The organism is Pseudomonas sp. LBUM1678 (assembly GCF_059695575.1).
Window position 1 is genome coordinate 4,477,880 of the sequence record NZ_CP166775.1, and the last position, 24,711, is coordinate 4,502,590.

26 protein-coding genes and 1 pseudogene are annotated in these 24,711 nt (G+C 59.3%); 14 read left to right on the forward strand and 13 right to left on the reverse strand.

The window, feature by feature from the left end; all coding sequences use genetic code 11:
• Positions 1–9: 9 nt before the first annotated feature.
• The 3 genes from ACA070_RS20410 (at position 10) to ACA070_RS20420 (ending at position 1,088) form a co-directional block, all read left to right on the forward strand.
• A complete protein-coding gene (locus ACA070_RS20410; RefSeq protein ID WP_094468152.1) occupies positions 10–375 on the forward strand; it encodes a hypothetical protein in 366 nt (121 codons plus the stop codon).
• A gap of 235 nt (positions 376–610) precedes the next feature.
• Positions 611–805 carry a hypothetical protein gene (locus ACA070_RS20415; RefSeq protein WP_003179723.1) on the forward strand — a complete coding sequence of 65 codons (195 nt, stop codon included), beginning with the start codon at positions 611–613 and terminating at the stop codon, positions 803–805.
• A gap of 100 nt (positions 806–905) precedes the next feature.
• Positions 906–1,088 carry a hypothetical protein gene (locus ACA070_RS20420; RefSeq protein ID WP_497448086.1) on the forward strand — a complete coding sequence of 61 codons (183 nt, stop codon included), beginning with the start codon at positions 906–908 and terminating at the stop codon, positions 1,086–1,088.
• Here ACA070_RS20420 and ACA070_RS20425 read toward each other — a convergent pair.
• Positions 1,085–2,146 (reverse strand): AI-2E family transporter, encoded by a 1,062-nt coding sequence (locus ACA070_RS20425; protein ID WP_497448087.1) that lies wholly within the window; start codon positions 2,144–2,146, stop codon positions 1,085–1,087. The two genes, ACA070_RS20420 and ACA070_RS20425, sit on opposite strands and share 4 nt — an antisense overlap.
• 175 nt (positions 2,147–2,321) lie before the next feature.
• Between ACA070_RS20425 and ACA070_RS20430 the strand changes: the two are divergent.
• A pseudogene (locus tag ACA070_RS20430) lies at positions 2,322–2,528 on the forward strand (U32 family peptidase); the annotation flags it as partial.
• Positions 2,529–2,684: 156 nt separating this feature from the next.
• Here ACA070_RS20430 and ACA070_RS20435 read toward each other — a convergent pair.
• Positions 2,685–3,548 (reverse strand): LysR substrate-binding domain-containing protein, encoded by an 864-nt coding sequence (locus ACA070_RS20435; RefSeq protein ID WP_497448088.1) that lies wholly within the window; start codon positions 3,546–3,548, stop codon positions 2,685–2,687.
• A gap of 96 nt (positions 3,549–3,644) precedes the next feature.
• On the opposite strand from ACA070_RS20435, the gene ACA070_RS20440 reads away from it, so the two are divergent.
• Positions 3,645–4,553 carry a DMT family transporter gene (locus tag ACA070_RS20440; RefSeq protein WP_497448089.1) on the forward strand — a complete coding sequence of 303 codons (909 nt, stop codon included), beginning with the start codon at positions 3,645–3,647 and terminating at the stop codon, positions 4,551–4,553.
• A 39-nt stretch (positions 4,554–4,592) separates the two neighbouring features.
• Here the strand turns inward: ACA070_RS20440 and ACA070_RS20445 are convergent, their stop codons facing one another.
• The gene (locus ACA070_RS20445; RefSeq protein WP_497448090.1) at positions 4,593–4,823 is read right to left on the reverse strand and encodes a hypothetical protein; all 231 of its coding nucleotides are present in this window, start codon (positions 4,821–4,823) and stop codon (positions 4,593–4,595) included.
• Positions 4,824–4,915: 92 nt separating this feature from the next.
• Entirely contained in the window at positions 4,916–5,629 is a 714-nt protein-coding gene (locus ACA070_RS20450) for a FadR/GntR family transcriptional regulator (RefSeq protein WP_497448091.1), read from the reverse strand.
• A gap of 283 nt (positions 5,630–5,912) precedes the next feature.
• Between ACA070_RS20450 and ACA070_RS20455 the strand changes: the two genes are divergently transcribed.
• A complete protein-coding gene (locus ACA070_RS20455) occupies positions 5,913–7,259 on the forward strand; it encodes an MFS transporter (RefSeq protein WP_497448092.1) in 1,347 nt (448 codons plus the stop codon).
• A gap of 24 nt (positions 7,260–7,283) precedes the next feature.
• Positions 7,284–8,627 (forward strand): glucarate dehydratase, encoded by a 1,344-nt coding sequence (gene gudD / locus ACA070_RS20460; protein ID WP_497448093.1) that lies wholly within the window; start codon positions 7,284–7,286, stop codon positions 8,625–8,627.
• A gap of 41 nt (positions 8,628–8,668) precedes the next feature.
• Here gudD and ACA070_RS20465 read toward each other — a convergent pair whose 3' ends face one another.
• A complete protein-coding gene (locus ACA070_RS20465) occupies positions 8,669–9,547 on the reverse strand; it encodes a LysR family transcriptional regulator (RefSeq protein ID WP_497448094.1) in 879 nt (292 codons plus the stop codon).
• Between the two features lie 160 nt (positions 9,548–9,707).
• Between ACA070_RS20465 and ampC the strand changes: the two genes are divergently transcribed.
• On the forward strand, positions 9,708–10,874 hold the full coding sequence (ampC, locus tag ACA070_RS20470; RefSeq protein WP_497448095.1) for a class C beta-lactamase: 1,167 nt from the start codon (positions 9,708–9,710) through the stop codon (positions 10,872–10,874).
• Between the two features lie 234 nt (positions 10,875–11,108).
• Here ampC and ACA070_RS20475 read toward each other — a convergent pair whose 3' ends face one another.
• Positions 11,109–11,486: a DUF6124 family protein gene (locus ACA070_RS20475; RefSeq protein ID WP_497448096.1), complete on the reverse strand. Its 378-nt coding sequence runs from the start codon at positions 11,484–11,486 to the stop codon at positions 11,109–11,111.
• A 491-nt stretch (positions 11,487–11,977) separates the two neighbouring features.
• Positions 11,978–12,541, reverse strand: a complete 564-nt coding sequence (locus ACA070_RS20480) for a DUF4174 domain-containing protein (RefSeq protein WP_497448097.1) — start codon at positions 12,539–12,541, stop codon at positions 11,978–11,980.
• A gap of 180 nt (positions 12,542–12,721) precedes the next feature.
• Between ACA070_RS20480 and ACA070_RS20485 the strand changes: the two genes are divergently transcribed.
• Positions 12,722–13,090 carry a VOC family protein gene (locus ACA070_RS20485; protein ID WP_497448098.1) on the forward strand — a complete coding sequence of 123 codons (369 nt, stop codon included), beginning with the start codon at positions 12,722–12,724 and terminating at the stop codon, positions 13,088–13,090.
• A 19-nt stretch (positions 13,091–13,109) separates the two neighbouring features.
• Here the strand turns inward: ACA070_RS20485 and ACA070_RS20490 are convergent, their stop codons facing one another.
• Both ACA070_RS20490 and ACA070_RS20495 read right to left on the reverse strand, forming a co-directional pair.
• Positions 13,110–13,895, reverse strand: coding sequence for a sulfite exporter TauE/SafE family protein (locus tag ACA070_RS20490; RefSeq protein ID WP_438662115.1), 786 nt, complete (start codon positions 13,893–13,895; stop codon positions 13,110–13,112).
• A gap of 310 nt (positions 13,896–14,205) precedes the next feature.
• A complete protein-coding gene (locus ACA070_RS20495) occupies positions 14,206–14,955 on the reverse strand; it encodes a hypothetical protein (protein ID WP_497448099.1) in 750 nt (249 codons plus the stop codon).
• 399 nt (positions 14,956–15,354) lie between these two features.
• On the opposite strand from ACA070_RS20495, the gene ACA070_RS20500 reads away from it, so the two are divergent.
• The 3 genes from ACA070_RS20500 to ACA070_RS20510 all read left to right on the forward strand — a co-directional run bounded on the left by ACA070_RS20500 (position 15,355) and on the right by ACA070_RS20510 (position 18,070).
• Entirely contained in the window at positions 15,355–16,503 is a 1,149-nt protein-coding gene (locus ACA070_RS20500) for an aldose epimerase family protein (RefSeq protein WP_497448100.1), read from the forward strand.
• A 244-nt stretch (positions 16,504–16,747) separates the two neighbouring features.
• Complete coding sequence (locus ACA070_RS20505) at positions 16,748–17,569, forward strand: aldo/keto reductase (protein WP_497448101.1); 822 nt, start codon at positions 16,748–16,750, stop codon at positions 17,567–17,569.
• 30 nt (positions 17,570–17,599) lie between these two features.
• On the forward strand, positions 17,600–18,070 hold the full coding sequence (locus tag ACA070_RS20510) for a DUF1810 domain-containing protein (RefSeq protein ID WP_497448102.1): 471 nt from the start codon (positions 17,600–17,602) through the stop codon (positions 18,068–18,070).
• Here the strand turns inward: ACA070_RS20510 and ACA070_RS20515 are convergent.
• Positions 18,035–20,395, reverse strand: a complete 2,361-nt coding sequence (locus tag ACA070_RS20515; protein WP_497448103.1) for a DNA polymerase II — start codon at positions 20,393–20,395, stop codon at positions 18,035–18,037. The genes ACA070_RS20510 and ACA070_RS20515 overlap by 36 nt on opposite strands.
• Positions 20,396–20,738: 343 nt before the next feature.
• On the opposite strand from ACA070_RS20515, the gene ACA070_RS20520 reads away from it, so the two are divergent.
• Entirely contained in the window at positions 20,739–21,179 is a 441-nt protein-coding gene (locus tag ACA070_RS20520; RefSeq protein WP_131059904.1) for a CBS domain-containing protein, read from the forward strand.
• Between the two features lie 131 nt (positions 21,180–21,310).
• On the opposite strand, the gene ACA070_RS20525 is transcribed toward ACA070_RS20520, so the two are convergent.
• Positions 21,311–21,934, reverse strand: coding sequence for a glutathione S-transferase N-terminal domain-containing protein (locus tag ACA070_RS20525; RefSeq protein ID WP_497448104.1), 624 nt, complete (start codon positions 21,932–21,934; stop codon positions 21,311–21,313).
• A gap of 94 nt (positions 21,935–22,028) precedes the next feature.
• Positions 22,029–22,649 carry a cysteine hydrolase family protein gene (locus tag ACA070_RS20530; RefSeq protein ID WP_497448105.1) on the reverse strand — a complete coding sequence of 207 codons (621 nt, stop codon included), beginning with the start codon at positions 22,647–22,649 and terminating at the stop codon, positions 22,029–22,031.
• A 226-nt stretch (positions 22,650–22,875) separates the two neighbouring features.
• Between ACA070_RS20530 and ACA070_RS20535 the strand changes: the two genes are divergently transcribed.
• A complete protein-coding gene (locus tag ACA070_RS20535; RefSeq protein ID WP_497335769.1) occupies positions 22,876–23,277 on the forward strand; it encodes a hypothetical protein in 402 nt (133 codons plus the stop codon).
• Positions 23,278–23,477: 200 nt separating this feature from the next.
• On the opposite strand, the gene ACA070_RS20540 is transcribed toward ACA070_RS20535, so the two are convergent.
• Entirely contained in the window at positions 23,478–24,569 is a 1,092-nt protein-coding gene (locus ACA070_RS20540; RefSeq protein ID WP_497448106.1) for a DUF1615 domain-containing protein, read from the reverse strand.
• Between the last annotated feature and the right edge of the window lie 142 nt (positions 24,570–24,711).

A 24,711-nucleotide genomic window follows, 5' to 3' on the forward strand; every position in this document is an offset into this window, starting at 1 on the left:
GGAATTATCATGATCCGTAAAATCCCCACAGTTGCCTTGCTGCTTGGCGCACTTGCCATCACAGGGCAGGCAGAAGCTGGCGGCGGTCACGGTTGGCAGGGTCCAGCGGTATTTGGCGCGATCGTTGGTTCGGCAATCGTCGGCTCGGCCATCATCAACAGCAACCGGCCTGTCTACGTACAGCAACCGGTTTACGCCCAGCCACAGCCGGTTTACATACAGCAGCCGCCACCGGTTTATTACCAGCCTGCACCGGTCTACGTGCAGCAACCGGTCTACTACGCGCCCCCACCGGTTTACTACGGCCCGCCACGTGGTTATTACGGTCCACCGCGCGGTTACTACGGCCCTCCCCACGGTTATGGTCGCTGGTAACAGACTCAACAGGCCCCGCCTTATCAGCGGGGCTTTTTTGTGACCGTTCGTCGGCGAAGGTCTGGAAAAATCGCGTCAAGGTCGCTGTCGGGACAGTGTGGGTGGCTCAAGTTGGCAAGATTGACTCGACCGCCCTTTCCCCGTATCGGGAAAAACGGTCATATTTATGTCACGCCAAGTCCGCAAGCTTGGACCGGTCCGTAAACAACAGGTTGATAAAAACAAGGACGACCTCATGCCCACACAAAATCCGCACCGCATTGTCGGCTTGTGCACTTCCAGCAAGGTGTACAACGCTTTGACTGAACTCAAGCACCTGGAAGGCCATCGCAGCGCCAAGTTTCTTTCGCTGCTGGCAGAAAACCTGGTGCGCAAAGGCCTGCTCAACGAGCAGGAAGTGGTTCATATGCTTGATCTGGTGGTCGACTGAGCCCAACACTCACTGGCGTCAATGACGACTATCGAAAGCGTTGATTGTCCGTTCGAGTGGCAGGTCCGTAAGGTAGCTCCATAGATCGATGGAGGTACTTATGTCCCAGGTTCAAATCATGTCTGTAATCGGCAGCGCCGTTCCCGCACCGCTCAGAGAGATCGGATTGCTCGCCTGCTGGTATCTGGTGCAGGACGGCGAACCAATCAGCGGACCGCTCACTTCACTGCCGGCCGCCAAGGCACTGTCACAACGGATCGGCCAGGGTCAGCTCAGCGCCTAAGGCAGCTGAATCCTTGGCTTGGTTTCGAGGAAGATGGCCCAGCTCGACATGAACAGCGCCGCGATCAGCGGCCCGATGACAAAGCCGTTCAGGCCGAAAATCGCCAGGCCGCCCAGTGTCGAGATGAGGATCAGGTAATCCGGCATCTTCGTATCCTTGCCCACCAGGATCGGTCGCAGCACGTTATCCACCAGCCCGATCACAAACACCCCGAACAACCCCAGCACCACACCCTGCCAGATAGCCCCGCTGAACAGGAAGAACGCAGCCACCGGTGCCCAGACAATCCCCGCCCCCACCGCCGGCAACAGCGATAGAAACGCCATCAATACCGCCCAGAGCAACGCGCTCGGGATGTCCAGAAACCAGAAAATCAAACCGCCCAATGTGCCCTGTGTGATCGCCACCAGCAGGTTGCCCTTTACGGTTGCCCGAACCACGCGGTTGAACTTGAGCTGCAAGCGGCGTTTCTGGTGTTCCTGCAGCGGTATGGCGGAGCGAACTTTACGGGCCAGTTCGGCACCGTCTCGCAGAAAAAAGAACAGCAGGTAGAGCATGATGAAAAAGCCCACCACAAAATCGAACGTGCCCTGACCGAAACTGAAGACTTGAGTGGCGACAAATTCATTGCCCGTCACCGCACTCTTGATGATTTTCTCCCGCAGCCCGTCCAGCTCGCCGATCCCTGCCCGGTCAAGCAAATGCTGGAAGTACGTCGGCAAGCTCTGCTTGAAATGCGTCACATACCCGGCGATGTCCAGTTCGCCGCTTTCGATACTCTTGTAGACCGAAGCCCCTTCTTGAACCAACAAAATGCTGAGGATGATCACCGGCAGGATCGCAATCACCAAGCAGATGCTCAGGGTAAGCAGCGACGTCAGGTTGCGCTGCCAGCCGAACTTCAGTTGAATCCGGCGTTGCAGCGGCGCGAACAGAATCCCGAGGATCACCGCCCAGAACACCGCGCCATAGAACGGCAGCAAAATCCAGATGAAGGCGACAGTGACCACCCCGAGCAAGATCACCAGCGATTTGTTGTGTACCGTCTCTTCGTTCATGTTCGATCCATGTCAGCGCGCAGGGGCCATGCTCTTTTATTGAAGAGCCTTCCTGATGCTTAGTCCGCCACGGTTCGCGCGAGTGCCATCCGTTTATTCATCAAGCATAGATCCAGATCAATGAACCCCGCGGACAAGCCGGCTACCCTCCCGGGCTTTTGCGATCGACACTGCCATGACACTCCTTGCTCCAGAACTGCTCGCTCCCGCCGGCACGTTGAAAAACATGCGCTACGCCTTCGCCTACGGTGCCGATGCGGTCTACGCCGGCCAGCCGCGTTACAGCCTGCGGGTGCGCAACAACGAATTTGATCACGCCAACCTCGCGCTCGGCATTCGCGAGGCGCAGGCCCAAGGCAAACGTTTCTATGTGGTGGTGAACACTTGCGGTTCGGGTTGTTAATGCGGGATGTGGGCGTGACGCAATAACCAGGAACTCTGTGGAAGCGAGCCTGCTCGCGATGACGGACTTTCAGCCAACAGCATCAATCAGTGTTGAACGGTTTTCGCGAGCGCGCTCGCTCCCACAGGTAATCGGCTAAGCGAACTCCTCACCCAACATCGCCACAAACGCTTCCCGCGCCGGGTGAACTCCGGCGTTTTCATGCCAGTAAAAAAGGTTGTCGATGGCCGTCAGCTCAGGAAATTCAAACCCTGCGCACCCTGCCCCTTTGGCGTACTGATCGAACACTCCCTTGGGCACCAGCGCGACTCCGGCCCCGGCACTGACGCACCCGACAATCGCCCCATAACTCGCCAGGCTGACAATCGGCAGCGCCTGCCCTTGCCGCAACAACCAATGCTCCAGCGCCGCCCGATAAGGACAGCCTTGCGGCCACATGAACGCGGTCTTGTTCTGCAAATCGGTGATATCACGCACAGGCCCCAGGGATGTCGAGGCAATCAGCAGCAGCTCTTCGCGGTACATCGGCGTGCGCTTGAGTTGCGAGCGCTCGACATCCACCGCGACGATTGCGCCGTCGAGCCGATGATTGAGGGTGTCATCGAGCAGTTGGCTCCAGGTGCCGGTGGTCAGCTCCAACGCGACGCCGGGATAACGCTTGTGAAACTTGGCCAGCAGACGCGGCAGACGACCGGTGGCCGAGGACTCGATGGCGCCAATACGCAGCGGCCCGGACGGTTCGGCCGAAGGGTCCACCGCGCGTTTGGCTTCAACGGTCAGCGCGAGAATCTTCGAGGCGTAAGACAGAAAAGTCTGCCCCGCCGGGCTGATGCGCAGACCTCGGCCCTCGCGTAGAAACAGCGCCACACCCAACTCGGCTTCCAGCGACTTGATGCGTGCCGTGATGTTCGATGGCACGCAATGCAACAGCTCCGCCGCCCGGGCGATGCTGCCGACGTCGGCAATGGTTTTGAACATGCGAATCTGCGCCAATTCCATACATCACCTAAAGTGAATAGTTGACGCAGTATAAGTCAGTTGTGGCGAATGATCAGGCTTCCGATACTCGGTGCATCAACCCACCGGTGATCGAACATGAAGCCCTCCACGCACACTCTAAAAATTCTCCTGGCCATGGCGTTTGTCGTCGCCTGCTGGGGATACTCGCCGACCGGCATTCACATTGGATTGCAGGCCTATGACCCCGGTCACTTGGCGCTGCTGCGCTTTCTGATCGCATCGGTGTTCATGGCAATCGTCGCCGCGTTCAAAGGCATCAGCTTGCCGACGCTTCGCGATCTGCCGCTGCTGTTCGTCCTCGGTTTCTTTGCCGTGAGCCTGCACCACGTCGCTCTGAATATCGGCCAGCAAAGTGTCAGCGCCGGAGCGTCCAGTGTGCTGGCGCAATCGACGCCGTTGTTCAGCACCTTGCTGGCGCGGTTCGTGTTCAAGGACCGGGTCAGCGTCTGGCGCTGGGGTTGTGTTTTATTGGGGTTGATCGGCGTGGTGATTGTGGTGGCCGGTGATCGCGGACTGGGCAGCATGGATGCGCACGGTTTGCTGATCTTGCTGGCGGCGGTGTCGTGGAGGTTTTACTTCGCACTTCAGAAGCATCACTCCGGGCGCTACGACGGCTTGACGCTGGTCTGTTACACGGTCTGGTCGGGCACCGCACTGCTGCTGATTTATCTGCCGGGGTTGGCCGGCAAGGTCGTCAGTGCACCGATGCCTGTGCAATGGGCAGTGTTGGCATTGGGCGTGTTTCCCAGCGCCCTCGCCTACCTGGCCTGGGCGTTTGTGCTGGCTCACATAGATTTGAGTCGGGCGACGATGACGCTGTACCTGATTCCACCGACCGCCATGGCCATTGCGGCTTTTGCCTTGGGTGAACAGCCGACGTTGATGGTCGGGATCGGCGCGGTTGTGGTGCTGATCAGTGTGCTGGCGTTGAATCTGGAGCGGCGTCCCGCGGTCATCGCGACCAGCCTGCCCGGCCATCGCTGACGGTTCAATAAAAAACCCGGCACATTGGCCGGGTTCTTTTTATCTCCTGTCATCGGATAAAGGGGTTGGCTCATCTGCTGGCGGAACGTCTTCGTCTGCGGCCGGATCCTTCCAGTCTTCAGGTCGATCAGCGTCGGCGGCAGCCGGGTCCAGCGAAGGGTCCCTGCCGGGCGGAGCATCTTGATCCAGCGTCGGCTCGTCGGTGCCGGGCATGGGTCTGGTCGGGTCGGTATTGGGTGTTCCACCCTGGAACATTGAGTCGTTAGCCATGACGCACCTCACTGATGAGGTCCAGCAAATCTGGGCCGTACTCGTTGGAATCGAGCGCTCGAATGGCGTGCTATCGACTAGACAAACGGTCGTCAGGCGCCGGCCGAAAACCGGTCACGGCTGTTCGTCAGGTGCAGCCACATGGCGGCGCGTGCGGCGTCCGGGTCTTGGCGTTTGATTGCGTTGAGAATCGCCTCGTGTTCGAGGTTGGCCAGTTGCCCGAGCTTGCTCAAATCCGCCGCGCCACGCTCGGCGGCGTTGACCCGGGTCCGCGGAATCATGGCGCTGCCCAGGTGCTGCATGATTTCGGTGAAGCACACGTTGCCGGTGGCTTCGGCGATCAGCAGGTGGAAGCGCTTGTCGGCCTCAACGCAGCTGTCGTTGTTGGCGAGCAGGCTTTGATAGTCATCGAGTGCCTGGCGCATCTGCATCAACTGATGATCGGTGCGACGGCTCGCCGCCAGCGCGGCGGCCTGGGTTTCCAGGCCCATGCGCAACTCCAGAATGCTGCGCACACCCAGCGCGGTGTCGACATTCAATCGCAGCCCCTGCTCCGGCGCGCGCTCGAGCACAAAGGTGCCGATGCCGTGACGGGTTTCCACCAGGCCTGAAGCCTGCAATTTCGAGATCGCTTCACGCACCACCGTGCGACTGACCCCGTGCTCCTGAACAATCGTGTTCTCCGACGGCAGCTTGTCCCCCGGCAACATTTGCCCGAGCAAGATGCTCTGGCTCAGTTTGGCCACCAGGTCATGGGCCAGGTTGTGGGTGCGCTTGCGGGCAGGCGCGTCGAGGTCTTCTTGCATGGCGATCATCCGGAGGCATGGGCTAACGGAATCGTAGCACTGCGCTTGGCCGGAATCCCCAAGAAAACAACGCCCTACTTGTATGACAACACTTAACTACTGGACGTAACCGGCCTTCTACAAGTGCAAACGAAACCGCAAAACCAATAAAAATCTTGCGAAAAAGCGCCATTTAACTGGACATGAGTGCTTGCGAAACAAAAAAACCTAGTTGTATGATGTCTATCAACATAGCAACACCCAGCCGCACCCCGCATAAAAATAATCAGTGGGAGAAAACCAAGTGAATACATCCATATCCGGGATGCACGATGGCGCCGATTCGGTCCTGAAGTCCGCCATCTCGAAAGTGAAACGCCATGTCCTGCCGCTGTTCGTCATCATGTTCATCGTCAACTACATTGACCGCGTGAACATCGGCTTCGTCCGCGCCCACATGGAGCAGGACCTGGGCATCGGCGCTGCCGCCTACGGCCTCGGTGCCGGCCTGTTCTTCATCGGTTACGCGCTGTTCGAAGTCCCCTCCAATATGCTTCTGCAAAAAGTCGGCGCCCGCATCTGGCTGACCCGCATCATGCTGACCTGGGGCCTGGTCGCCGCTTGCATGGCCTTCATCCAGAACGAAACCCACTTCTACATCCTGCGATTCCTGCTGGGCGTGGCTGAAGCCGGTTTCTTTCCCGGGGTGATTTATTACTTCACCCGCTGGCTGCCAGGCGTTGAGCGCGGCAAGGCGATTGCGATTTTCCTCAGCGGTTCGGCGATTGCTTCGCTGATCTCCGGCCCGCTTTCCGGGTTGCTGTTGCAGATCAGCGGATTCGGCCTGCACGGCTGGCAATGGATGTACTTCATTGAAGGCATGTTCTCCGTGGGCCTGTGCGTGTTCGTGTGGTTCTGGCTGGACTCCAAACCCCACGACGCCAAATGGCTGACCCGCGCCGAGCAAGATGCGCTGGTCAAAGCCATCGACGACGAACAACTGGCCCGCGAAGCGGCGACACCGATCAAGCCATCGTTGGGTACGCTGCTCAAGGATCGTCAGATCATCCTGTTCTGCCTGATCTACTTCTTCATCCAGCTGACCATTTATGCCGCGACCTTCTGGCTGCCGAGCATCATCAAGAAGATGGGCGACCTCAGCGACATTCAGGTCGGGCTGTTCAACTCGATCCCGTGGTTGCTGTCGATCGTCGGCATGTACGCCTTCGCTTCGCTGTCGGCCAAGTGGAAAAACCAGCAAGCCTGGGTCGCCGCTGCGCTGCTGATCGCGGCGGCAGGGATGTTCATGTCCACCACCGGTGGGCCGATCTTTGCCTTCGTTGCGATCTGCTTCGCGGCGCTGGGTTTCAAGTCCGCTTCGTCACTGTTCTGGCCAATCCCTCAGGCCTATCTGGATGCGCGAATCGCAGCGGGTGTGATCGCGCTGATCAACTCGGTGGGCAACCTTGGCGGCTTCGTTGCACCGACCACGTTCGGCCTGCTCGAAGAACACACCGGCTCCATCCAGGGCGGGCTGTATGGCCTGGCCGCGACGTCAATCATCGCCGCGATCATCGTCTTCGCCGCGCGCAATACACCGAAAACCGCACCTGCCGTTGCACTGGGCAAACCAGCGCCCAATCACGCCTGAACCTCTGTTTTGAAGGACAAGACAATGAACCCACAAGACACCGCTAAAGCTCCGATCATCACCAGTATGCAGGTGGTTCCGGTGGCCGGTCACGACGGCATGCTGCTCAATCTGAGCGGCGCCCACGGCCCGTTTTTCACCCGCAATATCGTGATCCTCAAGGACAACGCCGGTCACACCGGGGTCGGCGAAGTGCCGGGTGGCGAGCGTATTCGCCAGACGCTGGAAGACGCACGCTCGCTGGTGGTCGGCAGCCCGATTGGCACGTATCAGAAGATCCTCAATCAGGTGCGCCAGACTTTCGCCGAGCGTGATGCCGGCGGTCGCGGTTTGCAGACGTTCGACCTGCGCATCACCATTCACGCGGTCACGGGTCTGGAAGCCGCCCTCCTCGACCTGCTCGGCCAGCATCTCGACGTGCCGGTCGCGGCACTGCTTGGCGAAGGCCAGCAGCGCGACGAAGTGAAGATGCTCGGTTATCTGTTTTATGTCGGTGATCGCAACGAAACCGATCTGGCCTACCGCAGCGAACCGGACGCCGACAACGACTGGTTCCGCGTGCGTCACGAGAAAGCCATGACCGCCGACGCCGTGGTGCGCCTGGCTGAGGCCGCGCACGCCCGCTACGGCTTCAAGGACTTCAAACTCAAGGGCGGCGTGCTCAGCGGCGACGAAGAAATCGAAGCCGTCACCGCGCTGGCCGAACGCTTTCCCGATGCACGCATCACGCTCGATCCGAACGGTGCGTGGTCACTCAAGGAAGCCATTCGACTGTGCCGCGATCAGCATCACGTGCTCGCTTACGCCGAGGACCCGTGCGGGGCTGAAAACGGTTATTCGGGCCGTGAAGTGATGGCTGAGTTCCGCCGCGCCACGGGCCTGAAAACCGCGACCAACATGATCGCCACTGACTGGCGGGAAATGGGTCATGCGATCCAGTTGCAATCGGTTGATATCCCGTTGGCCGACCCGCATTTCTGGACCATGCAGGGCTCGGTTCGTGTGGCGCAAATGTGCCACGAATGGGGCCTGACCTGGGGCTCGCACTCCAACAATCACTTCGATATTTCCCTGGCGATGTTCACCCATGTCGCGGCGGCTGCGCCCGGTGAAATCACCGCCATCGACACGCACTGGATCTGGCAGGACGGTCAGCGCCTGACCAAGGCTCCGCTGCAAATCGTCGACGGCTGCGTGCAGGTGCCAAAGAAACCGGGGCTGGGGGTTGAGCTGGATCTGGATCACCTGGCCAAGGCCCATGAGTTGTACAAAGGCATGGGATTGGGCGCGCGGGATGACAGCGTGGCGATGCAGTTTCTGATTCCGGGTTGGACGTTTGATAACAAGCGGCCGTGTCTGGTGCGCTAATCCCAGGAACACTGAAATCCATGTGGGAGCGATGGTATTCATCAGCTCATCTCGGTCGCTTGCAACAGCCACTCCTTGAACATCGTCATCGCCGACGTTTCAGGGCGCGACTGCAAGCGGGTCAGCCAATAGCTGCCGGTGGTGATGCCGATGTCGAACGGTTGCTCGATGGCCCCCGCCGCCAGTTGCCGGGCGAACATCAGTGGCGGCGCCAAGGCGATGCCGGCGCCCTGTAGCGCGGCCTCCATCATGACGAGCGAGGAGTCGAAGACGATGCTCTTGGGCGGCGGTGTATTGGCCGGTAACCCGGCGACCAGGAACCACTCGGGCCATTCATCCGTGCGGTAGGAACGCAACAGCGTCTGCTTGAGCAGATCGATAGGTTCTTGCAACTGCCCAGCTATTTCCGGAACGCAGAGCACCGACAACGGCGCTTCAATCAGCTTTAAAGCTTCAATCCCGTGCCAGGCGCCGGCGCCAAACCGGATGGCGTAATCCAGCCCTTCTGCGGCCACGTCCACCCGGTTGTTGTTGGTCGACAGGCGCAAATCTATGTACGGATGTTTCGACTGGAAGTCCGCCAGCCGCGGTAACAGCCAGCCCACCGCAAACGTCCCCACGGCACCCACGGTCACCACTTCACGAAAATGGCCGCCCTCGAATCGCTCAAGGGTTTCGGCAATCCGGTCGAAGGACTCGCGCAATACCGGCAGCAAGGTTTCGCCTTCACTGGTCAGCATCAAGCCGCGGGGCAAGCGTTTGAACAGCGTCACGTTAAGCTGGGCTTCAAGGCTTTTGACTTGATGACTGACGGCGGCCGGCGTAACGAACAACTCCACCGCCGCCCGAGTGAAGCTCAAATGGCGCGCGGAAGCCTCGAAGGCGCGCAATGCATTCAGCGGCAGATGAGGACGAATCATACCCACTCCCAAATTTTTCTAATGGCTAACCCGAAATATCGTCGTTTGTCGATTGTCGCCCGACTGCCTAGATTTGGCGCGCCCATCAGCCATCCGGTTTTGAATCCGTCCGGAGTGTAGCGGGTAAAGTAATGGCAACTCATGGAGAGTGGTTCCAATCATGTACAAATTTCATCTGCCAAGACTTGCGTCCTTTAGCGCTTTCGCCGTACTGCTAGGTGCAAGTCACTGTATGGCCGCAACAAAATCCGACGATCAACTCGACGCCTTGGTGAAAGCCGCCATCGGGCCGGTCATGCAACAACAGAATATCCCTGGCATCGCGGTTGCGATCACCCTGAATGGCCAGCAGCATTACTTTAACTACGGCGTGGCCTCGAAAGAGGACGGCAAACCGGTCAGCAAAGACACCCTGTTCGAAATCGGTTCGGTGAGTAAAACCTTCGCCACCACGCTGACTGCCTACGCCCAGGCCAGCGGCAAACTGTCTTTGTCTGACCGGGCCAGCCAGGTTTGGCCTGAGTTGAAAGGTAGTGCGTTCGACACCATCAGCGTGTTGCAACTCGGCACTTACACCGCAGGCGGGCTGCCGCTGCAGTTCCCCGACGAGGCCGATCATCCAGACAAAATGCTCGCCTACTTCAAACAGTGGAAACCTGTGTATGCAGCAGGCACCCACCGCCAGTATTCGAACCCCAGCCTTGGGCTGTCCGGTTATCTGGCGGCCAAAAGCATGGGCCAGCCGTTCGATGAGTTAATGGAAAAAACCCTGCTGCCGAAACTTGGGCTCAAGCACACCTACCTCAAGGTGCCGCAGGGCCAAATGGGGCTTTACGCCCAGGGTTACGGCAAGGACGGCAAACCGGTGCGGGTGAGCCCGGGTGCGCTGGATTCGGAAGCGTATGGCGTGAAAACCAGCGCTGCAGATCTGCTTCGTTATGTTGAAGCCAACCTGAAACCGGCGACGCTGGAAAAGCCATTGCAGCAGGCGATTGCCCTCACTCACACCGGTTTCTACACCGTGGGCGAGATGACGCAGGGGTTGGGCTGGGAGCTCTACAACTATCCGGTCAGCCTCGATACGTTGCTGAGTGGCAACTCGACGGAAATGGCGATGGAGGCTCATAAAGTCCAGTGGCTGAACCCGCCGCAAGCTGCGAAAGACACGGCATGGTTCAACAAGACCGGGTCGACCGGTGGTTTCGGCGCTTATGTCGCGTTCGTGCCTTCGAAAGATATCGGTATCGTGATTCTGGCTAACAAGAATTACCCGAACTCCGAGCGGATCAAGATAGCTCACAAGATATTGAGTGCCCTGACTGAATAACCTATAGCAACTCGATCCCCCTGTAGCAGCTGTCGAGCCTGCGAGGCTGCGTTCGGCTGCGCAGCAGTCGTGATCCGGCTAATGAGGTTTATCTATAAAACTGCGGTTGCAGGATCTACGACTGCTGCGCAGCCGAACGCAGCCTCGCAGGCTCGACAGCTGCTACAAATATCGTTCGGGCAATAAATATGGGCGACCTTCTTTGAGGTCGCCCATTGTCGTTATTGCATCAGATCAATGCCGGGTCGGTGTCTGAGGGTCGGGCACATCGTTCCTCGGATCGAGATTGTCCCGAGCCTGATTCACCAACAACTCCGCAATCCCTGCCAACTGCTGAATCGCCCCGAGCATGGCTCGGTTCGAGCCATCCATCTTGACGGCAAAATTCACAATCACGGCATTCAGTGAAGCGAGGGTTTCGCTGGCCTGATGCAAGAGGGTAAGGGTGTCGACGCCGGGGGCAATCGCGAAGATCTGTTTGATCGGGACGGAACGCCTGGGCTTACGCACACCAATGCTGGTGTCGCGCCCGGCCGTATCGCCAAGCCGAACGAGCTTCAGGTGGCTGGCATCGGTTGGGCGTTGCGCATCATTTTTGCCGAACTTCTTCATAGACGAGGCTCCTTTCTGGCCATTGGTATTGTTCGTCCCTGGATCCCTCAATGTTGCGGACTCCCACGTCCGACCGCGAGTGTTGCGGTGGCTGACGAAGGCTAACGGTGCGCTCTGACAGAAACCAGTTCATGAAATCCGACAGGACTTGCAGGAAATTTCCGAGACCAATAAAACCAGCGCATCGCCCTGTGCAGCACCCGGTTTTTTTGTAGATACCGTCTTGAATCTCACCGGGCGAGCGAACTTTTCCGTGGGAACGAGCCTGCTCGCGATGACGGACTCACAGGCAATATTGGTGTCGACTGATCGAACGCTAGCGCGAGCAAGCTCGCTCCCGCAGGAGACGGCGGCGCACAAAAAGATTGGGCCCTGCGCAGATCAACTGTGGGAGCGAGCCTGCTCGCGATGACGGACTCACAGGCAGCATTGACGTCGACTGAACCACCGCCATCGCGAGCAGGCTCGCTCCCACAGGGATATGAGGTGTATCAGTCATCAGGCATTTCAGGGGGCTTGGTCGGTTTCGCCGGTTTACCCGGTTTTGCGCCCTTGGTACCTGTAGCGGCCGGTTCGGCGACAACGGGCGTCGCGACTGTCGGCGGTGCGGCTTCTTTCTCGGTCGCCGGCAGGGCATCGATGGTGTCGAAGATTTTCTTCAGATCGACCGACTTTGATTCATCCCCCGAACTCTCGAACTTCTTCTCGCCGTCCTTGCCCACCAGGATGACTTTGGGCAACGCCCCCGCGCCGAGTTTCAGCGAGCGGATCAATGCCATGGTGTCCTGTGGACCGAGGTCCTTGCCGTCGAGCTGACCGGACATGTTCAGCACCGTGTACACCCTGATATTGCGCTGGGCGATACCTGCCTTGTTGGCCGGATCGTTCAGCGAATTTTTCAGGCCCACCCAGACCGGGTTAGCGGTGTTGGGAGCAATCACAATCAGTGGTCGGGCCCTGCCCTTGTCGATGTCCAAAGGTGAGCCGTCTTCGGCGGCGAGCAAGGGGCCGGCGAAAGCCAGCAGGGTGGTCAGGGTCAAAGACCTGATGAGCATGCGCATCTCCTTTTGATATCCACGCTCTAATGATTGCGCATCGCGGCGATCGTTCCGGGTGACGCACCGCAATTGTGTTCCGCCTTGACCCAAGCTTAGGTCAGGGCGGTCATTGCGCAACAGCTTGAGCTAATCTCATCGCTGATAACGAGCCGTCTGATCCGCCGTGAGGCCCCCACCATGAGCGCTCAGTTGAACCACACCATCGTCTGGTGCCGAGACAAGCAGATCTCGGCCCATTACCTCGCGGAGATCCTCGGCCTGCCCGCTCCCGAGCCGTTCGGGCCGATGCTGATCGTCAAGCTCGACAATGGCGTGTCGCTGGATTTCTACGACAACGACCCGCCGATTGCTTCCCAGCACTACGCGTTTTTGATCGGCGAGGAGGATTTCGATGCGGCCTTCGCGCGCCTGCAAGCGCGCAACCAACCCTGGTGGGCTGACCCCGGCAAGCAACGGCCCAACGAGATCAACGATTACGGCGGTGGCCGAAGGGTTTATTTCGATGACCCGGACGGGCATCTGCTGGAGATTCTCACGCAGCCCTGAGGCTGGGAGCCGTGCCGGTTCAGAACGCCAGTTTGTAGCCGATCAGCACCAGCATCGTGGCCAGGCACGGTCGCAATACTTCGTCGGAGATGCGACCGGTCAGATGGCTGCCCAGGTAAATCCCCGGCAGCGAACCGATCAGCAAGTAACCCAGCACATGCCAATCCATGTTGCCCATGCTCGCATGGCCCAGGCCGGCGACCAGAGTCAGGGGGACGGCGTGCGCGATTTCCGTGCCGACGAGGCGGCGCGTCGGCAGCAGCGGATAGAGGATGAACAGCGCCACGGTGCCGAGAGCGCCGGCACCAATGGAGGTCAGCGCGACCATGGTGCCGAGGACCAGGCCGGTGATGACCGTCAGGACATTCAGTCGCGAACCGCTGGGGTTGTATTGACCGCCCGCACGTTTGTGGGCGAAATCGAGCAGGCGCTTCTTGAAGAAAATCGCCAGTGCCGTGGCAAACAACACAAAGCCCAGCGCCTGTTTGATGACGGCGTTCATCGCATCGGGGGAAGTCTGCAAACTACTCAGGAACCACAGCGTCAGCGCCACCGCCGGCACGCTGCCGAGGGTCAGCCAGCCGGTAATTGCCCAGTCGATGTTGTTGTTCTTGCGATGAACCAGCACACCGCTGGATTTGGTAATGGCCGCGTACAGTAAGTCGGTGCCCACCGCCGTGGCCGGATTGATACCGAACCAGAGCAGAATCGGGGTCATCAACGAACCACCGCCCACGCCGGTCATGCCGACGATGAAGCCCACGACCAACCCTGCAACCACCAACCCGAAGTTAACGAAATCCATCAACACGCCCACAAAAAACGCATGAAAAAACTGGTCCGCAGCATAGCGATTTTTCTTATAACCACTTATATCGATGCGGACTATCGTTATTCCACAACACATCAATCTCCCTATGCACCCAATTCCCACTGTAGGAGCGAGCAATGTGGCGAGGGGGCTTGCCCCCGTTGGGTCGCGAAGCGGCCCCGAAATCAGAAGCTCTGGGACTGCTGCGCAGTCCAACGGGGGCAAGCCCCCACGCCACATGGCCCGCTCCCACAGGGGATTTGCTGGGTCGGTCAGAGCGGCGGCCGGGCTTGGGGATGTGGATCTACTGCACCGGCAAGAAATTCAAAAACAGCAAACTCTGCGCATAGTTCAGGCCGATCCGCCGGTAGCGCTCATCCAGCATCTGCGTCAGCAGGTCGAGCCGCGCGACGATCTTGCCGAACTCCACAGCAAAACTCAGGTTGCTGCCCTCCTCCGAAATTTCGTTGGAGAACAGCAAGGGTTCGCCGTGTTTATTTTGCCGCTGGCTCAGGATCCAAGTGGCTTTCTCGATGTTGCGGGCGGCGTTGCTGACGAAGGTCGGGTTGATCGCATCGGTCATGTAGAACTCGAGACGATTGCCGTGGGCGGTGACCAGCATGCTGCCGATGGCATAGATAAAGGCGCCGACCCGGTCGCCGAGAAACTCCGGGCTCATGGCATAACTCAGCGCCGCCAGGTCTTTCTTGCCACCGAGGGTGGGCAGCGGCTGTTGTTGTTCGATGGCCAGGCGCACTTGCTTCCCGGCGGTGCGGGCGTCGAGGAAGCCGGACTTTTTCAACTCGTCCGGGTTGCGCAGGTAGAGCTTGCTCATCAGCAAATAGAGGCTGTCGAGGTTATCGCGCATCGCCAGGGTGGCCATGCGGTCGACGCTGGTCTGGAGGAATTCCTGGGGGGTGCCTTCGCGGAACTGGCTAACGATGTCGCTGCCCTGTTGCTGGCTGCAACCGCTGGCGAAGAGCATCGACAGGCTGGCGAGCAGCAGGCATTGGCGACGGATTGATGACGTGAAGAAGGGTAAAACTCGAGCCATGGGTGCTTGAACTTGGGCATTGGCCGACGGTGGGGATCGCCGCAGGCTGGCCAAGGATAGAGCCGCCAAAGCTGAAAAAGTGCAGTGCCGAACATCAGACTGATCGCCGGCCCTCTCTTTGTAGCAGCTGCCGAGCAGCGCGAGGCTGCGTTCGGCTGCGCAGCAGTCGTATAACCGGAGAGAGCGGTTCACCTGGAGAACCACAGCGCCTGATGTCACGACTGCTTCGCAGCCGAACGCAGCCTCGCGCTGCTCGGCAGCTGCTACAAGCCGGGCTATTTAGTCATACTTTTAATGGCTTTTATCGAGCAAATAGCTATAAATCTTCTCCAGTAGAATATTTAGTATGACTACTAGATATTTTACTGACCTATGAAAACAACAATAAGGAAGGTTTACATGCTGCAATCCCGACACCTGCTCTCCGGCCTCGGACTGTCCCTGATGATCGCCACCCTCCCCACTCAAGCGGCTGGCCTGTCCAGCGAACACAAAACGTTCGGCAAGACCAACGACGGCACACCCGTCGAGCAATACGTTTTGCGCAACAGCCATGGCCTGCAAGCCACGATCATTACTTATGGCGGCATTTTGCAGTCGCTGAAGGTGCCGGACAAAAACGGCAAGCTCGACGATGTGGTCCTGGGTTTTGACGATGTTCAGGGCTATCAGAGCGGCACCGCGTACTTCGGCGCGACCATCGGGCGTTCCGGCAATCGCCTTGCCAACGGCGCGTTCGAACTGGACGGCGAGCGTTATCAAGTGCCGCTCAATGACGGTTCCAACTCGCTGCACGGCGGCCCGCAGGGTTTTGACAAACATGTGTGGAAAGCCCAGCCGAGCAAAGGCAAGGACTCGGTGGGCGTGACCCTGACGTACCTGTCGGTAGACGGTGAAATGGGGTTCCCCGGCAACCTCAAAACCGAGGTGACCTACAGCCTCACCGAGAACGATGAGTTGCGCATCGATTACAAGGCCAGCACTGATAAACCTACCGTGCTGAACCTGACCAACCACAGCTATTTCAACCTCGCCGGCGCGGGTAACGGTGATGTGCTGAAACAGCTCGTCACTCTGCATTCGACCCACTACACACCGGTCACCGCCAAGCTGATCCCGACCGGCGAACTGGCCCCGGTCGCCGGTACTCCGATGGACTTCACGCAGCCCACCGCCATCGGCAAAAACATCAAGGCCGATCACCCGCAACTGAAATTCGCCGAACCAAAACAGGGTGGCTTCGATTTCAACTGGGCACTGGACGCCAAGGGTGACGTGGGCAAACTGGCCGCCGATGTCAGCGACCCACTCTCCGGGCGCCGTTTGCAGCTCTACACCACCGAACCCGGTGTGCAGTTCTACACCAGCAACTTCCTCGACGGCACGGTCAAGGGCAAGGGCGGCAAGGTTTATCCGCATTGGGGCGCGTTTACCCTGGAGACTCAGCACTACCCGGACTCGCCGAACCAGCCGAACTTTCCGTCTACGCGACTCGATCCGGGCAAGACTTATACCCAGAGCACAGTGCTGAAGTTTTCGGCCAAATAAACATCCGACATCACGCGCCATGTAGCAGCTGCCGAGCAGCGCGAGGCTGCGTTCGGCTGCGGAGCAGTCGTAAAATCAGGCAACCGGTTCTTTCAGGAAAACCGCGTAAACCGGGTTTACGACGGCTTCGCCGCCGAACGCAGCCTCGCGCTGCTCGGCAGCTGCTACAACATGTCTACGGAACCACCGGGGTATTTTGCTGCCAACTAATGAGCACTTATCGATTCGAAATAAGGAGGTTTTCATGCGGACCCTCGAATTGGCCGGCATCAACGTGCCGGTCATCGGCCAAGGCACCTGGCGCATGGGCGAAGATCCCTCGCAACACCGCCAGGAAGTCGCCGCGCTGCGCCTGGGCATCGAGTTGGGCATGACCCTGATCGACACCGCCGAGATGTACGCCGAAGGCGGCGCGGAGCAAGTGGTGGGAGAAGCCATCGCCGGTCTGCGCGACAAGGTCTTTCTGGTCAGCAAGGTCTACCCGCACAACGCCAGCCGCAAAGGCATCCCCCAGGCCTGCGAACGCAGCCTGCAGCGTCTGAAGACCGATTACCTCGATTTATACCTGCTGCATTGGCGCGGCCAGTATCCGCTTGAAGAAACCGTCGAAGCCTTCGAACGCCTGCGGGAAGACGGCAAGATCGGCCGTTGGGGCGTGTCAAACTTCGACGTCGACGACCTGGAGGAATTGAACTCACCGGCCTGCGCCACCAATCAGGTGCTGTACAACCTGGAAGAGCGCGGCATCGAATTTGACCTGCTGCCGTGGTGCCAACAGCGTCATCAGCCGTTGATGGCATACTGTCCCATCGGTCAGGGAGGAAAGATGCTGGCCCATCCGGCGCTCAAACAGGTTGCCGCCCGTCACGCCGTGACGCCGGCTCAGGTAGCACTGGCATGGATTCTGCGACAGACGGGCGTGATCGCCATCCCCAAAGCGGTCAAACCTGAACATGTGCAACTGAATGCGCAGGCCGCGCAATTGCGGCTCGGAGACGAGGATCTGAAGGCGCTGGACCACGCGTTTCACGCGCCACAACGAAAGCACCGGTTGGCCATGGTCTGAGCCATCGCGGTACTGTCAGAGGGCTTCTGCATGAGAAGCACTGATCAGCTCGACGCCTTTAATTTGCCGCGTTTTATCCAGGCTCAAGACCCGGTGTTCAACCGGGTTCAAGAAGAACTGCGCGCTGGCCACAAACGCAGTCACTGGATGTGGTTCATTTTTCCGCAGTTCGCCGGGTTGGGCGGGAGCGAGATGTCCCGACACTTTGCCATTCGTTCCATCGAGGAAGCCGTGGCTTATCTGAATCATCCGCTGCTGGGTTCACGATTGCGCACCTGCACGCAACTGGTGCTGGACATCAAAAAGAGCACGATTGCAGGGATATTCGGCCATCCCGACGATCTCAAGTTTCACTCCTCCATGACGTTATTCGCCCAGGTGGCGCCCGCAGACAACCTCTTCAACCAGGCGCTGGATCAGTACTTCCACGGCATCCTGGATGACTGGACGCTGGTGCTGCTGGACTCAAAACAGGCCCAGTTGCCCACCAATCAAGGTTGAGAAGTCGTCGTCCACAAAGGGCAGAATCGCATCCGCCACCGGCTGCAGTTGTCGGGTGACGTAATGGTCGTAGTCGATGGGCGCGCTGCGAATCTCCAGCGGCTCGGGCCCGGCGACGCTGATCACGTAACTGATCCAGCCGCCATTCTGGTATTGCCGCGGGCGGCCCTGCTGATCGTTGTAGTCATCGGCGATCCGCGCCGCACGGACATGGGGCGGCACGTTGCGTTCATAGTCATCCAGGGTACGGCGCAGGCGCTTGCGGTAGATCAGGCGGTCGTCGAACTCACCGGCCAGGGTTTTGCGCACGTAATCGCGCACGTAATCCTGATACGGCTTGCGATGGAAAATCCGCGAGTACAGCTCCTGCTGGAATTGCCGGGCCAGCGGCGACCAGTCGGTGCGCACGGTCTCCAGGCCCTTGTAGACCATTTCCTCGGTGCCATCGGCGCGGGTGACCAGCCCGGCGTAACGCTTCTTGCTGCCCTCCTCGGCGCCGCGAATGGTCGGCATCAGAAAGCGTTTGTAGTGAGTCTCGAACTGCAATTCCAGGGCGCTTTCCAGCCCATATTCCTGCTGCACATGCTCGCACCACCACTGGTTGACGTGGTCCACCAGCGCGCGGCCGATCTGCGCAGCTTCTTCCTGGCCGTGGGCGCGATGGAGCCAGACGAAGGTCGAGTCGGTGTCGCCGTAAATCACCGTGTGCCCCTGGGCTTCGATCAACTGCCGGGTGCGCAGCATGATCTCGTGGCCGCGCAAGGTGATGGACGAGGCCAGGCGCGTATCGAAGAAGCGGCAGCCGCTGGAACCGAGCACGCCATAGAAGGCGTTCATGATGATCTTCAACGCTTGCGACAGCGGCGCGTTGTGTTCGCGCTTGGCGGTCTCGCGGCCTTCGGCCACCCGGGCGACGATCGCCGGCAGGCAATGCCGTGTCCTGGAAAAACGCGCACCACGGAAACCCGGCACGGACTCGCTGTCGTCGGGATGCTGCAAGCCTTCGATCAGCCCGACCGGGTCGATCAGGAAGGTGCGGATAATCGACGGATAAAGGCTTTTGTAGTCGAGCACCAGTACCGACTCGTACAGACCCGGTTGCGAGTCCATGACAAAACCGCCGGGGCTGGCCTGCGCGGGTTTGTTCCCAAGATTGGGCGCCACGAAGCCCTGGCGGTGCATCAGCGGCATGTAAAGGTGGGTGAACGCCGCCACAGAACCACCGCTGCGGTCTGCCGGCAAACCGGTGACGCTGGCGCGCTCCAGCAGGAAGGTCAGCAGTTCGGTCTTGGCGAAAATCCGCGTCACCAGTTCGCAGTCCTTGAGGTTGTACTTGGCGAGCGCCGGTTTGTCCTCGGCGAACATGCGGTTGATTTCGTCCATGCGCTGATACGGCGTGCTGATTGCCTTGCCTTCGCCGAGCAGGGTTTGCGCGACGTTTTCCAGGCTGAACGAGGGAAAGCTCCAAGTCGCCGAGCGCAGGGATTCGATGCCGTCGATGATCAACCGGCCGGCGGCCGAGGCGAAGTAATGGTTGCGGCTGCCATGTTCGCGCCATTGCATTTCTTCGCCGCCACGCCCCAGTTTCAGCGGTACGCCAAGCTGCCGCGCGTGTTGGTGCAGCACGCGCAGGTCAAACTGCACGACGTTCCAGCCAATGATCGCGTCGGGGTCATGGCGAGCGAACCAGTCGTTGAGCTTTTTCAGCAGCACGGTCCGGGAGTCACAGTATTCGAGCTGGAAATCCACCTCGCTGTCATCGCCATTTTGCGGGCCAAGCATGTAGACCTGGCGTTCGCCGCAGCCTTCCAGGGCGATGGAATACAAATCGCCCTGAGCGGTGGTTTCGATGTCCAGGGACACCAGCCTGAGGTTGGGCCGGTAGTCGGGGGCCGGTTTCATTTGCGCGCCGAGCAGCAAGCCTTCGGCGCCTGGCGTGCCACCGAACAGGACGGGCGCGGTGATGAAGCGCTCCATCATGTAGCGTTCCGGCGGGCGCACGTCGGCTTCGAACATCTCGACACCTGCTTTGCGCAACGCGGTTTCCAGGCGCATCAACTGACCGTGTTGCTGGCAATACAGGCCGAGCACCGGGCGGTGTTCGAAATCCTGAAGGGCCAGTGGCTTTAGCTCAACATTTTTTTCGCCGCGCAAAACCGCCTCGGCCTGCTCGCGCTGGGCTGCCGGGATGAACGCTACCGACGGTTGATGAGGCAGACGGATACGCTGGGGACCGGTGTCGGTCGCCAGCCAGAACTCGACTTGCGTGCCGGCCGGGGTGTCGCGCCAATGCCGGGTCAGGACGAAACCCTGCTGTAAATCCACCACTGCAACCTCAAGATTTGATTCAGGCGGCAATTCTACGCGTCATTGCGGGGGATAGCCCCCACCACGAGGTGGACGCACTCCCTGTGGGAGTGAGCCTGCTCGCGATAGCGGATTCACAGCCAATATCATTGTTGAATGTTAAACCGCTATCGCGAGCAGGCTCGCTCCCACAGGAATCGAGTTGAGCCCATGGATCAGTGGACAACTGTGGAATACTCCAGGTTACCGAAGAAAAACCGCCCAATGACGTTTTTTGCGCGTTATCTGCCGCTTTGCGCCTTGCCCTCAGCGCCTGGGTCTACGATTCTTCAATAACAACGACAACACCTGAGAAACCGCCATGAAAACCGTCGCCCAATTGCTGAAGTTAAAGGCTGAACAGAATCATGAAGTCCACATCATTGCGCCGCATCAAATGGTGCTGGAAGCGCTGATGGTCATGGCCGCGAAAAACGTCGGCGCCTTGCCGGTCGTTAAGAATGGCGAGGTCGTCGGCATCATCAGCGAACGTGATTACGCGCGCAAACTCGTGCTCAAGGGTCGTTCCTCGGTCGGTACGCCGGTCGAAGACATCATGGTGTCGCCGGTCATTACCGTGGATACCCATCAAACCGTCGAAACCTGCATGGGCATCATGTCCGACAAACGCCTGCGGCACTTGCCGGTGGTGGAGAACGGGCAGTTGATCGGTTTGTTGTCGATCGGCGACCTGGTCAAGGAAGCCATCGCCGAACAGGCTGAATTGATTCGCCAGTTGGAGCAATACATTCGCGGGGAATAGTTCCGAAACCCCACAATTCCCCCTGTGGGAGCGAGCCTGCTCGCGATAGCGGTGTATCAGTCGCCACTTGTATTGACTGACCCACCGCTATCGCGAGCAGGCTCACTCCCACACTTGATTAGTGGTGTTTTTCAGGTTGGCCAATGCCGGGCGAATACCGGGGCCAATGTGGGGTGATGGTCGATTCGCGTCAGCCACGCATAAAAACCGGGTCGGGCATTGCGCAGATGCTCGCGACTGCCCGCCCACCGCGTCACCACCGCCGCCAGCACATCCAGTGCCCCAGGCGTCTCGTCGTCCAGATACAACTCGCCCGAGAACTGATCGGCAAATACCTCCCAGCTCCAGTGCAACCGTCGGCGGGCGCCGGCCATGAGGTTTTCCATGGACGCTGCATCCGCGTCGATCAGCCAGCGCTCGGGGTAATCGATGATGCCGATGGCCGTGTAGCAATTGCTGACGATGTACACCAGGCCGCGAATGGCCTGATCACGCTCCGCGGGCGTTTTCGACAACAGGTTCGACTCAGGAAACGCGAGCCCCAGATGAATCAGGATCGCCGCGCTCTCGGTCAGAATGCTGCCGTCGGGCAGTTGCAAGGCGGGAATCTGCTTGAGCGGGTTGAGCTTCTCCAGGGCTATGGCGGCCTCTGGAGACAACTCGACGTCGATGAAGCGATAAGGGATTTCACAGAGCTCAAGTGCGGCCTCTATCGCGGCAGCGCCGGAGTTCTGGTGTCCGTAGAGCTGATACATGATGCGGCCCCCCTGGCGAGACGAAATTATAGTCAGTAGAGGTGCCGCCGGCCGGCCTCGTTCCCTGCCACTGTGAATATAGCGGCTGAACGCCCTATCCCAGCGCCTCGATCAACTCTGCCGTCGTGACAATCGAGTGGGCATAGGTCGGCCCGTTGATCTCATGCGCGGCGTGCATCGCCTCTGCACTGAAGGCCGCCGTGGCGTCGCGCACCAGCGTCACGTGATAACCCAGTTCGGCGGCGAACCTGGAGGTGCTTTCGATGCACGTATTGGCGATCATCCCCACCACCACGACCTTGTCGATCCCGTGTTGTTTGAGCAGGTAGTCCAGATCGGTGTTGGCGAAACCGCTCCCGCCCCAGTGTTCCTTGACGATCACGTCACCAGCCTCGGGCTGGAAGTCCGGGTGCCATTCCCCGCCCCAGGTTCCGGCGGCAAACACTTGCGCATGGCTGGCACCTTGTTGATAGGGGCTGGGGTGTTTCCAGCGCGCCAGTTCATCGGGTTCGGCGCGGTGATGCGGAACGTAGAAAACCTGGATGCCGGCCTTGCGAATGGCCGCCACCACGGTCTTCAGGTTGGCCAGCGTGCCGACGCTGTCAGCCACCGGCTGAGCAGGGCCATGAAGTTTGCCGCCCTCGCTGAGAAAGTCGTTGTAAGGATCCACCAGCAGCAGACCGGTGTGGGCGGCAACATAGGAACTGGCATTCATGATCGACTCCTCAAGGGCAAAGGCACGCGCCAGCTAACCAGTGTAGAAGCGTCGGTCGTCCCGAACGTGGCCATCCGACGACTGAACCATCACCCCCACGCGTGGGGCATCGTTCTACCTATCATTGCCGTCGATGTTCACCATCACCTCAATGAAGTTCTCATAAAAAATCCGCGGCGTAAGATCGGCTCCATACCAAAACAACTACACCCCGGAGCACACCATCATGAAACGCCAAATCCTTCTCAGCATCGCTTTCTCGGTTTTTGCAGTTAACGCTTTCGCCGCTACCTCTGCTCACCCGGTTGTCGCTGAAGGCGGCTCGGATCGACTGATTGAAAGTCGTGTGGCTGAGGGTGGTTCGGATCGTCTGATCGAGAATCGCGTTGCTGAAGGTGGCTCGGATCGTCTGATCGAAAACCGCGTCGCCGAAGGTGGTTCCGACCGTCTGATCGAAAACCGCGTCGCTGAAGGTGGTTCCGACCGTCTGATCGAAAACCGCGTCGCTGAAGGTGGTTCCGACCGTCTGATCGAAAACCGCGTCGCTGAAGGTGGTTCGGATCGTCTGATCGAAAACCGCGTCGCTGAAGGTGGTTCCGACCGTCTGATTGAAAGCCGCGCTGTATAAATGAATGGTTTTACCGCGGTACTCAATGAAAAACCCGGCCTCATCCGCCGGGTTTTTTTATGCCTGCGATCATCGGAAACTCATGCGGTGTCTGTTAATACGCCAAGATCGCAGCCTCGTTTCACTCGACAGCTCCTACAAGGGTTTTGCATTCCCCTGTAGCAGCTGTCGAGTGAAACGAGGCTGCGATCTTTTGATCTTCAATTACCCTTGGCCATGCATCGCTTATATCGCTCATCGACCCGCTTGGCGAACCACGCTGTCGTGAGTTTGCGGGTGATCTTCGGGCTTTGCAGCACGATCCCCGGCAACACTGCCCGAGGCAATGGCCGACCTTCCGCCTTCTCCGCCAGGTTGAACACCCGCGTATAAAGTTGGGTGTCCTCGAACTCGAGGTTTTTGCCCTCCTCCAGTTGATCCCGAATGGTCGTGTTGCGCATGCCCAATTGCTTGCCAAGGGTGCGCACCGCCAACTCCGTGGTGCCCGGCATGATCGCGTCGTAACGGACCAGATCGCCGTCCAGCGCCAAAGGGATGCCGGACGCACGACTCACCGCGTTCTGAAACGCCGCATTGCGGCTGGCGTACCAACCGGCATTGAAATCGGCGAAGCGATACAGCGGCTGTTTGTAGCTCACCGGGTACCCGAGCAAGTGAGCAATGCCGAAGTACATGCCGCCGCGACGGCTGAACACCTCACGACGGATCGAGCCGTCCACCGGATACGGATAATCCCGTGCCTGTTGCTCGGCGAAGTCGATGCTGACCTGCATCGGCCCACCGGTGTGCACCGGGTTAAGCGCTCCAAACAAGGTCCGCCCCATGGGCACCATGCCGATGAAGTCATCGAAAATGGCGCTGAGCTCTTTTTCGCTGCGCGCCGCATTGAGCCGGTCGCTGTAACTTTTACCGTTGGACGAACTGACCTGCAGTGCGCCGCTCACCAACAGGCCGGGGATGTGGACTTTGGCGGCACGACGGTCGATCTCTTCGCGGGCGATCTTGCCCAGGCCCGGCACGCGCGGGTCGACCTGGAATGTCGACTCTTGCTCGGTAACCGCGAGTACCGAACACAGGTTTTGCGTGGACGGATAGATGTTCTGCGCGGCAAATGCGGCGTAGATGTCCGTCGCCCACCCTTGGCGGTCAACGGTTTTGGCCGGCAGCAGACGCACGATCTCAGCCTTGACCTCGGCGGGTTTGCGGGCCGGCAACTCCTGAGTGCGCTGAGTGCCGCAACCGGCCAGCACCATCAATGCCGCGACGCTCATGATCAATCGATTGGCTTGCATGGTGCTCCATCAAATCTGCTGAACCGGGTTAACCATACGATCAATGGCATGGCGCAGGCTATGACTGCGGCTCAAACGCCCCGTTCCGTAGCAGCTGTCGAGCCTGCGAGGCTGCGTTCGGCTGCGAAGCAGTCGTGAATCC

What these genes read in the sequence shown, in the direction of transcription:
- ACA070_RS20410 (WP_094468152.1), top strand. Translation starts at nt 10, where the DNA reads ATGATCCGTAAAATCCCCACAGTTGCCTTGCTGCTTGGCGCACTTGCC.
- ACA070_RS20415 (WP_003179723.1), top strand. Translation starts at nt 611, where the DNA reads ATGCCCACACAAAATCCGCACCGCATTGTCGGCTTGTGCACTTCCAGC.
- ACA070_RS20420 (WP_497448086.1), top strand. Translation starts at nt 906, where the DNA reads ATGTCCCAGGTTCAAATCATGTCTGTAATCGGCAGCGCCGTTCCCGCA.
- ACA070_RS20425 (WP_497448087.1), bottom strand. Translation starts at nt 2,146, where the DNA reads ATGAACGAAGAGACGGTACACAACAAATCGCTGGTGATCTTGCTCGGG.
- ACA070_RS20435 (WP_497448088.1), bottom strand. Translation starts at nt 3,548, where the DNA reads ATGGAATTGGCGCAGATTCGCATGTTCAAAACCATTGCCGACGTCGGC.
- ACA070_RS20440 (WP_497448089.1), top strand. Translation starts at nt 3,645, where the DNA reads ATGAAGCCCTCCACGCACACTCTAAAAATTCTCCTGGCCATGGCGTTT.
- ACA070_RS20445 (WP_497448090.1), bottom strand. Translation starts at nt 4,823, where the DNA reads ATGGCTAACGACTCAATGTTCCAGGGTGGAACACCCAATACCGACCCG.
- ACA070_RS20450 (WP_497448091.1), bottom strand. Translation starts at nt 5,629, where the DNA reads ATGCAAGAAGACCTCGACGCGCCTGCCCGCAAGCGCACCCACAACCTG.
- gudD (WP_497448093.1), top strand. Translation starts at nt 7,284, where the DNA reads ATGAACCCACAAGACACCGCTAAAGCTCCGATCATCACCAGTATGCAG.
- ACA070_RS20465 (WP_497448094.1), bottom strand. Translation starts at nt 9,547, where the DNA reads ATGATTCGTCCTCATCTGCCGCTGAATGCATTGCGCGCCTTCGAGGCT.
- ampC (WP_497448095.1), top strand. Translation starts at nt 9,708, where the DNA reads ATGTACAAATTTCATCTGCCAAGACTTGCGTCCTTTAGCGCTTTCGCC.
- ACA070_RS20475 (WP_497448096.1), bottom strand. Translation starts at nt 11,486, where the DNA reads ATGAAGAAGTTCGGCAAAAATGATGCGCAACGCCCAACCGATGCCAGC.
- ACA070_RS20480 (WP_497448097.1), bottom strand. Translation starts at nt 12,541, where the DNA reads ATGCTCATCAGGTCTTTGACCCTGACCACCCTGCTGGCTTTCGCCGGC.
- ACA070_RS20485 (WP_497448098.1), top strand. Translation starts at nt 12,722, where the DNA reads ATGAGCGCTCAGTTGAACCACACCATCGTCTGGTGCCGAGACAAGCAG.
- ACA070_RS20490 (WP_438662115.1), bottom strand. Translation starts at nt 13,895, where the DNA reads ATGGATTTCGTTAACTTCGGGTTGGTGGTTGCAGGGTTGGTCGTGGGC.
- ACA070_RS20495 (WP_497448099.1), bottom strand. Translation starts at nt 14,955, where the DNA reads ATGGCTCGAGTTTTACCCTTCTTCACGTCATCAATCCGTCGCCAATGC.
- ACA070_RS20500 (WP_497448100.1), top strand. Translation starts at nt 15,355, where the DNA reads ATGCTGCAATCCCGACACCTGCTCTCCGGCCTCGGACTGTCCCTGATG.
- ACA070_RS20505 (WP_497448101.1), top strand. Translation starts at nt 16,748, where the DNA reads ATGCGGACCCTCGAATTGGCCGGCATCAACGTGCCGGTCATCGGCCAA.
- ACA070_RS20510 (WP_497448102.1), top strand. Translation starts at nt 17,600, where the DNA reads ATGAGAAGCACTGATCAGCTCGACGCCTTTAATTTGCCGCGTTTTATC.
- ACA070_RS20520 (WP_131059904.1), top strand. Translation starts at nt 20,739, where the DNA reads ATGAAAACCGTCGCCCAATTGCTGAAGTTAAAGGCTGAACAGAATCAT.
- ACA070_RS20525 (WP_497448104.1), bottom strand. Translation starts at nt 21,934, where the DNA reads ATGTATCAGCTCTACGGACACCAGAACTCCGGCGCTGCCGCGATAGAG.
- ACA070_RS20530 (WP_497448105.1), bottom strand. Translation starts at nt 22,649, where the DNA reads ATGAATGCCAGTTCCTATGTTGCCGCCCACACCGGTCTGCTGCTGGTG.
- ACA070_RS20535 (WP_497335769.1), top strand. Translation starts at nt 22,876, where the DNA reads ATGAAACGCCAAATCCTTCTCAGCATCGCTTTCTCGGTTTTTGCAGTT.
- ACA070_RS20540 (WP_497448106.1), bottom strand. Translation starts at nt 24,569, where the DNA reads ATGCAAGCCAATCGATTGATCATGAGCGTCGCGGCATTGATGGTGCTG.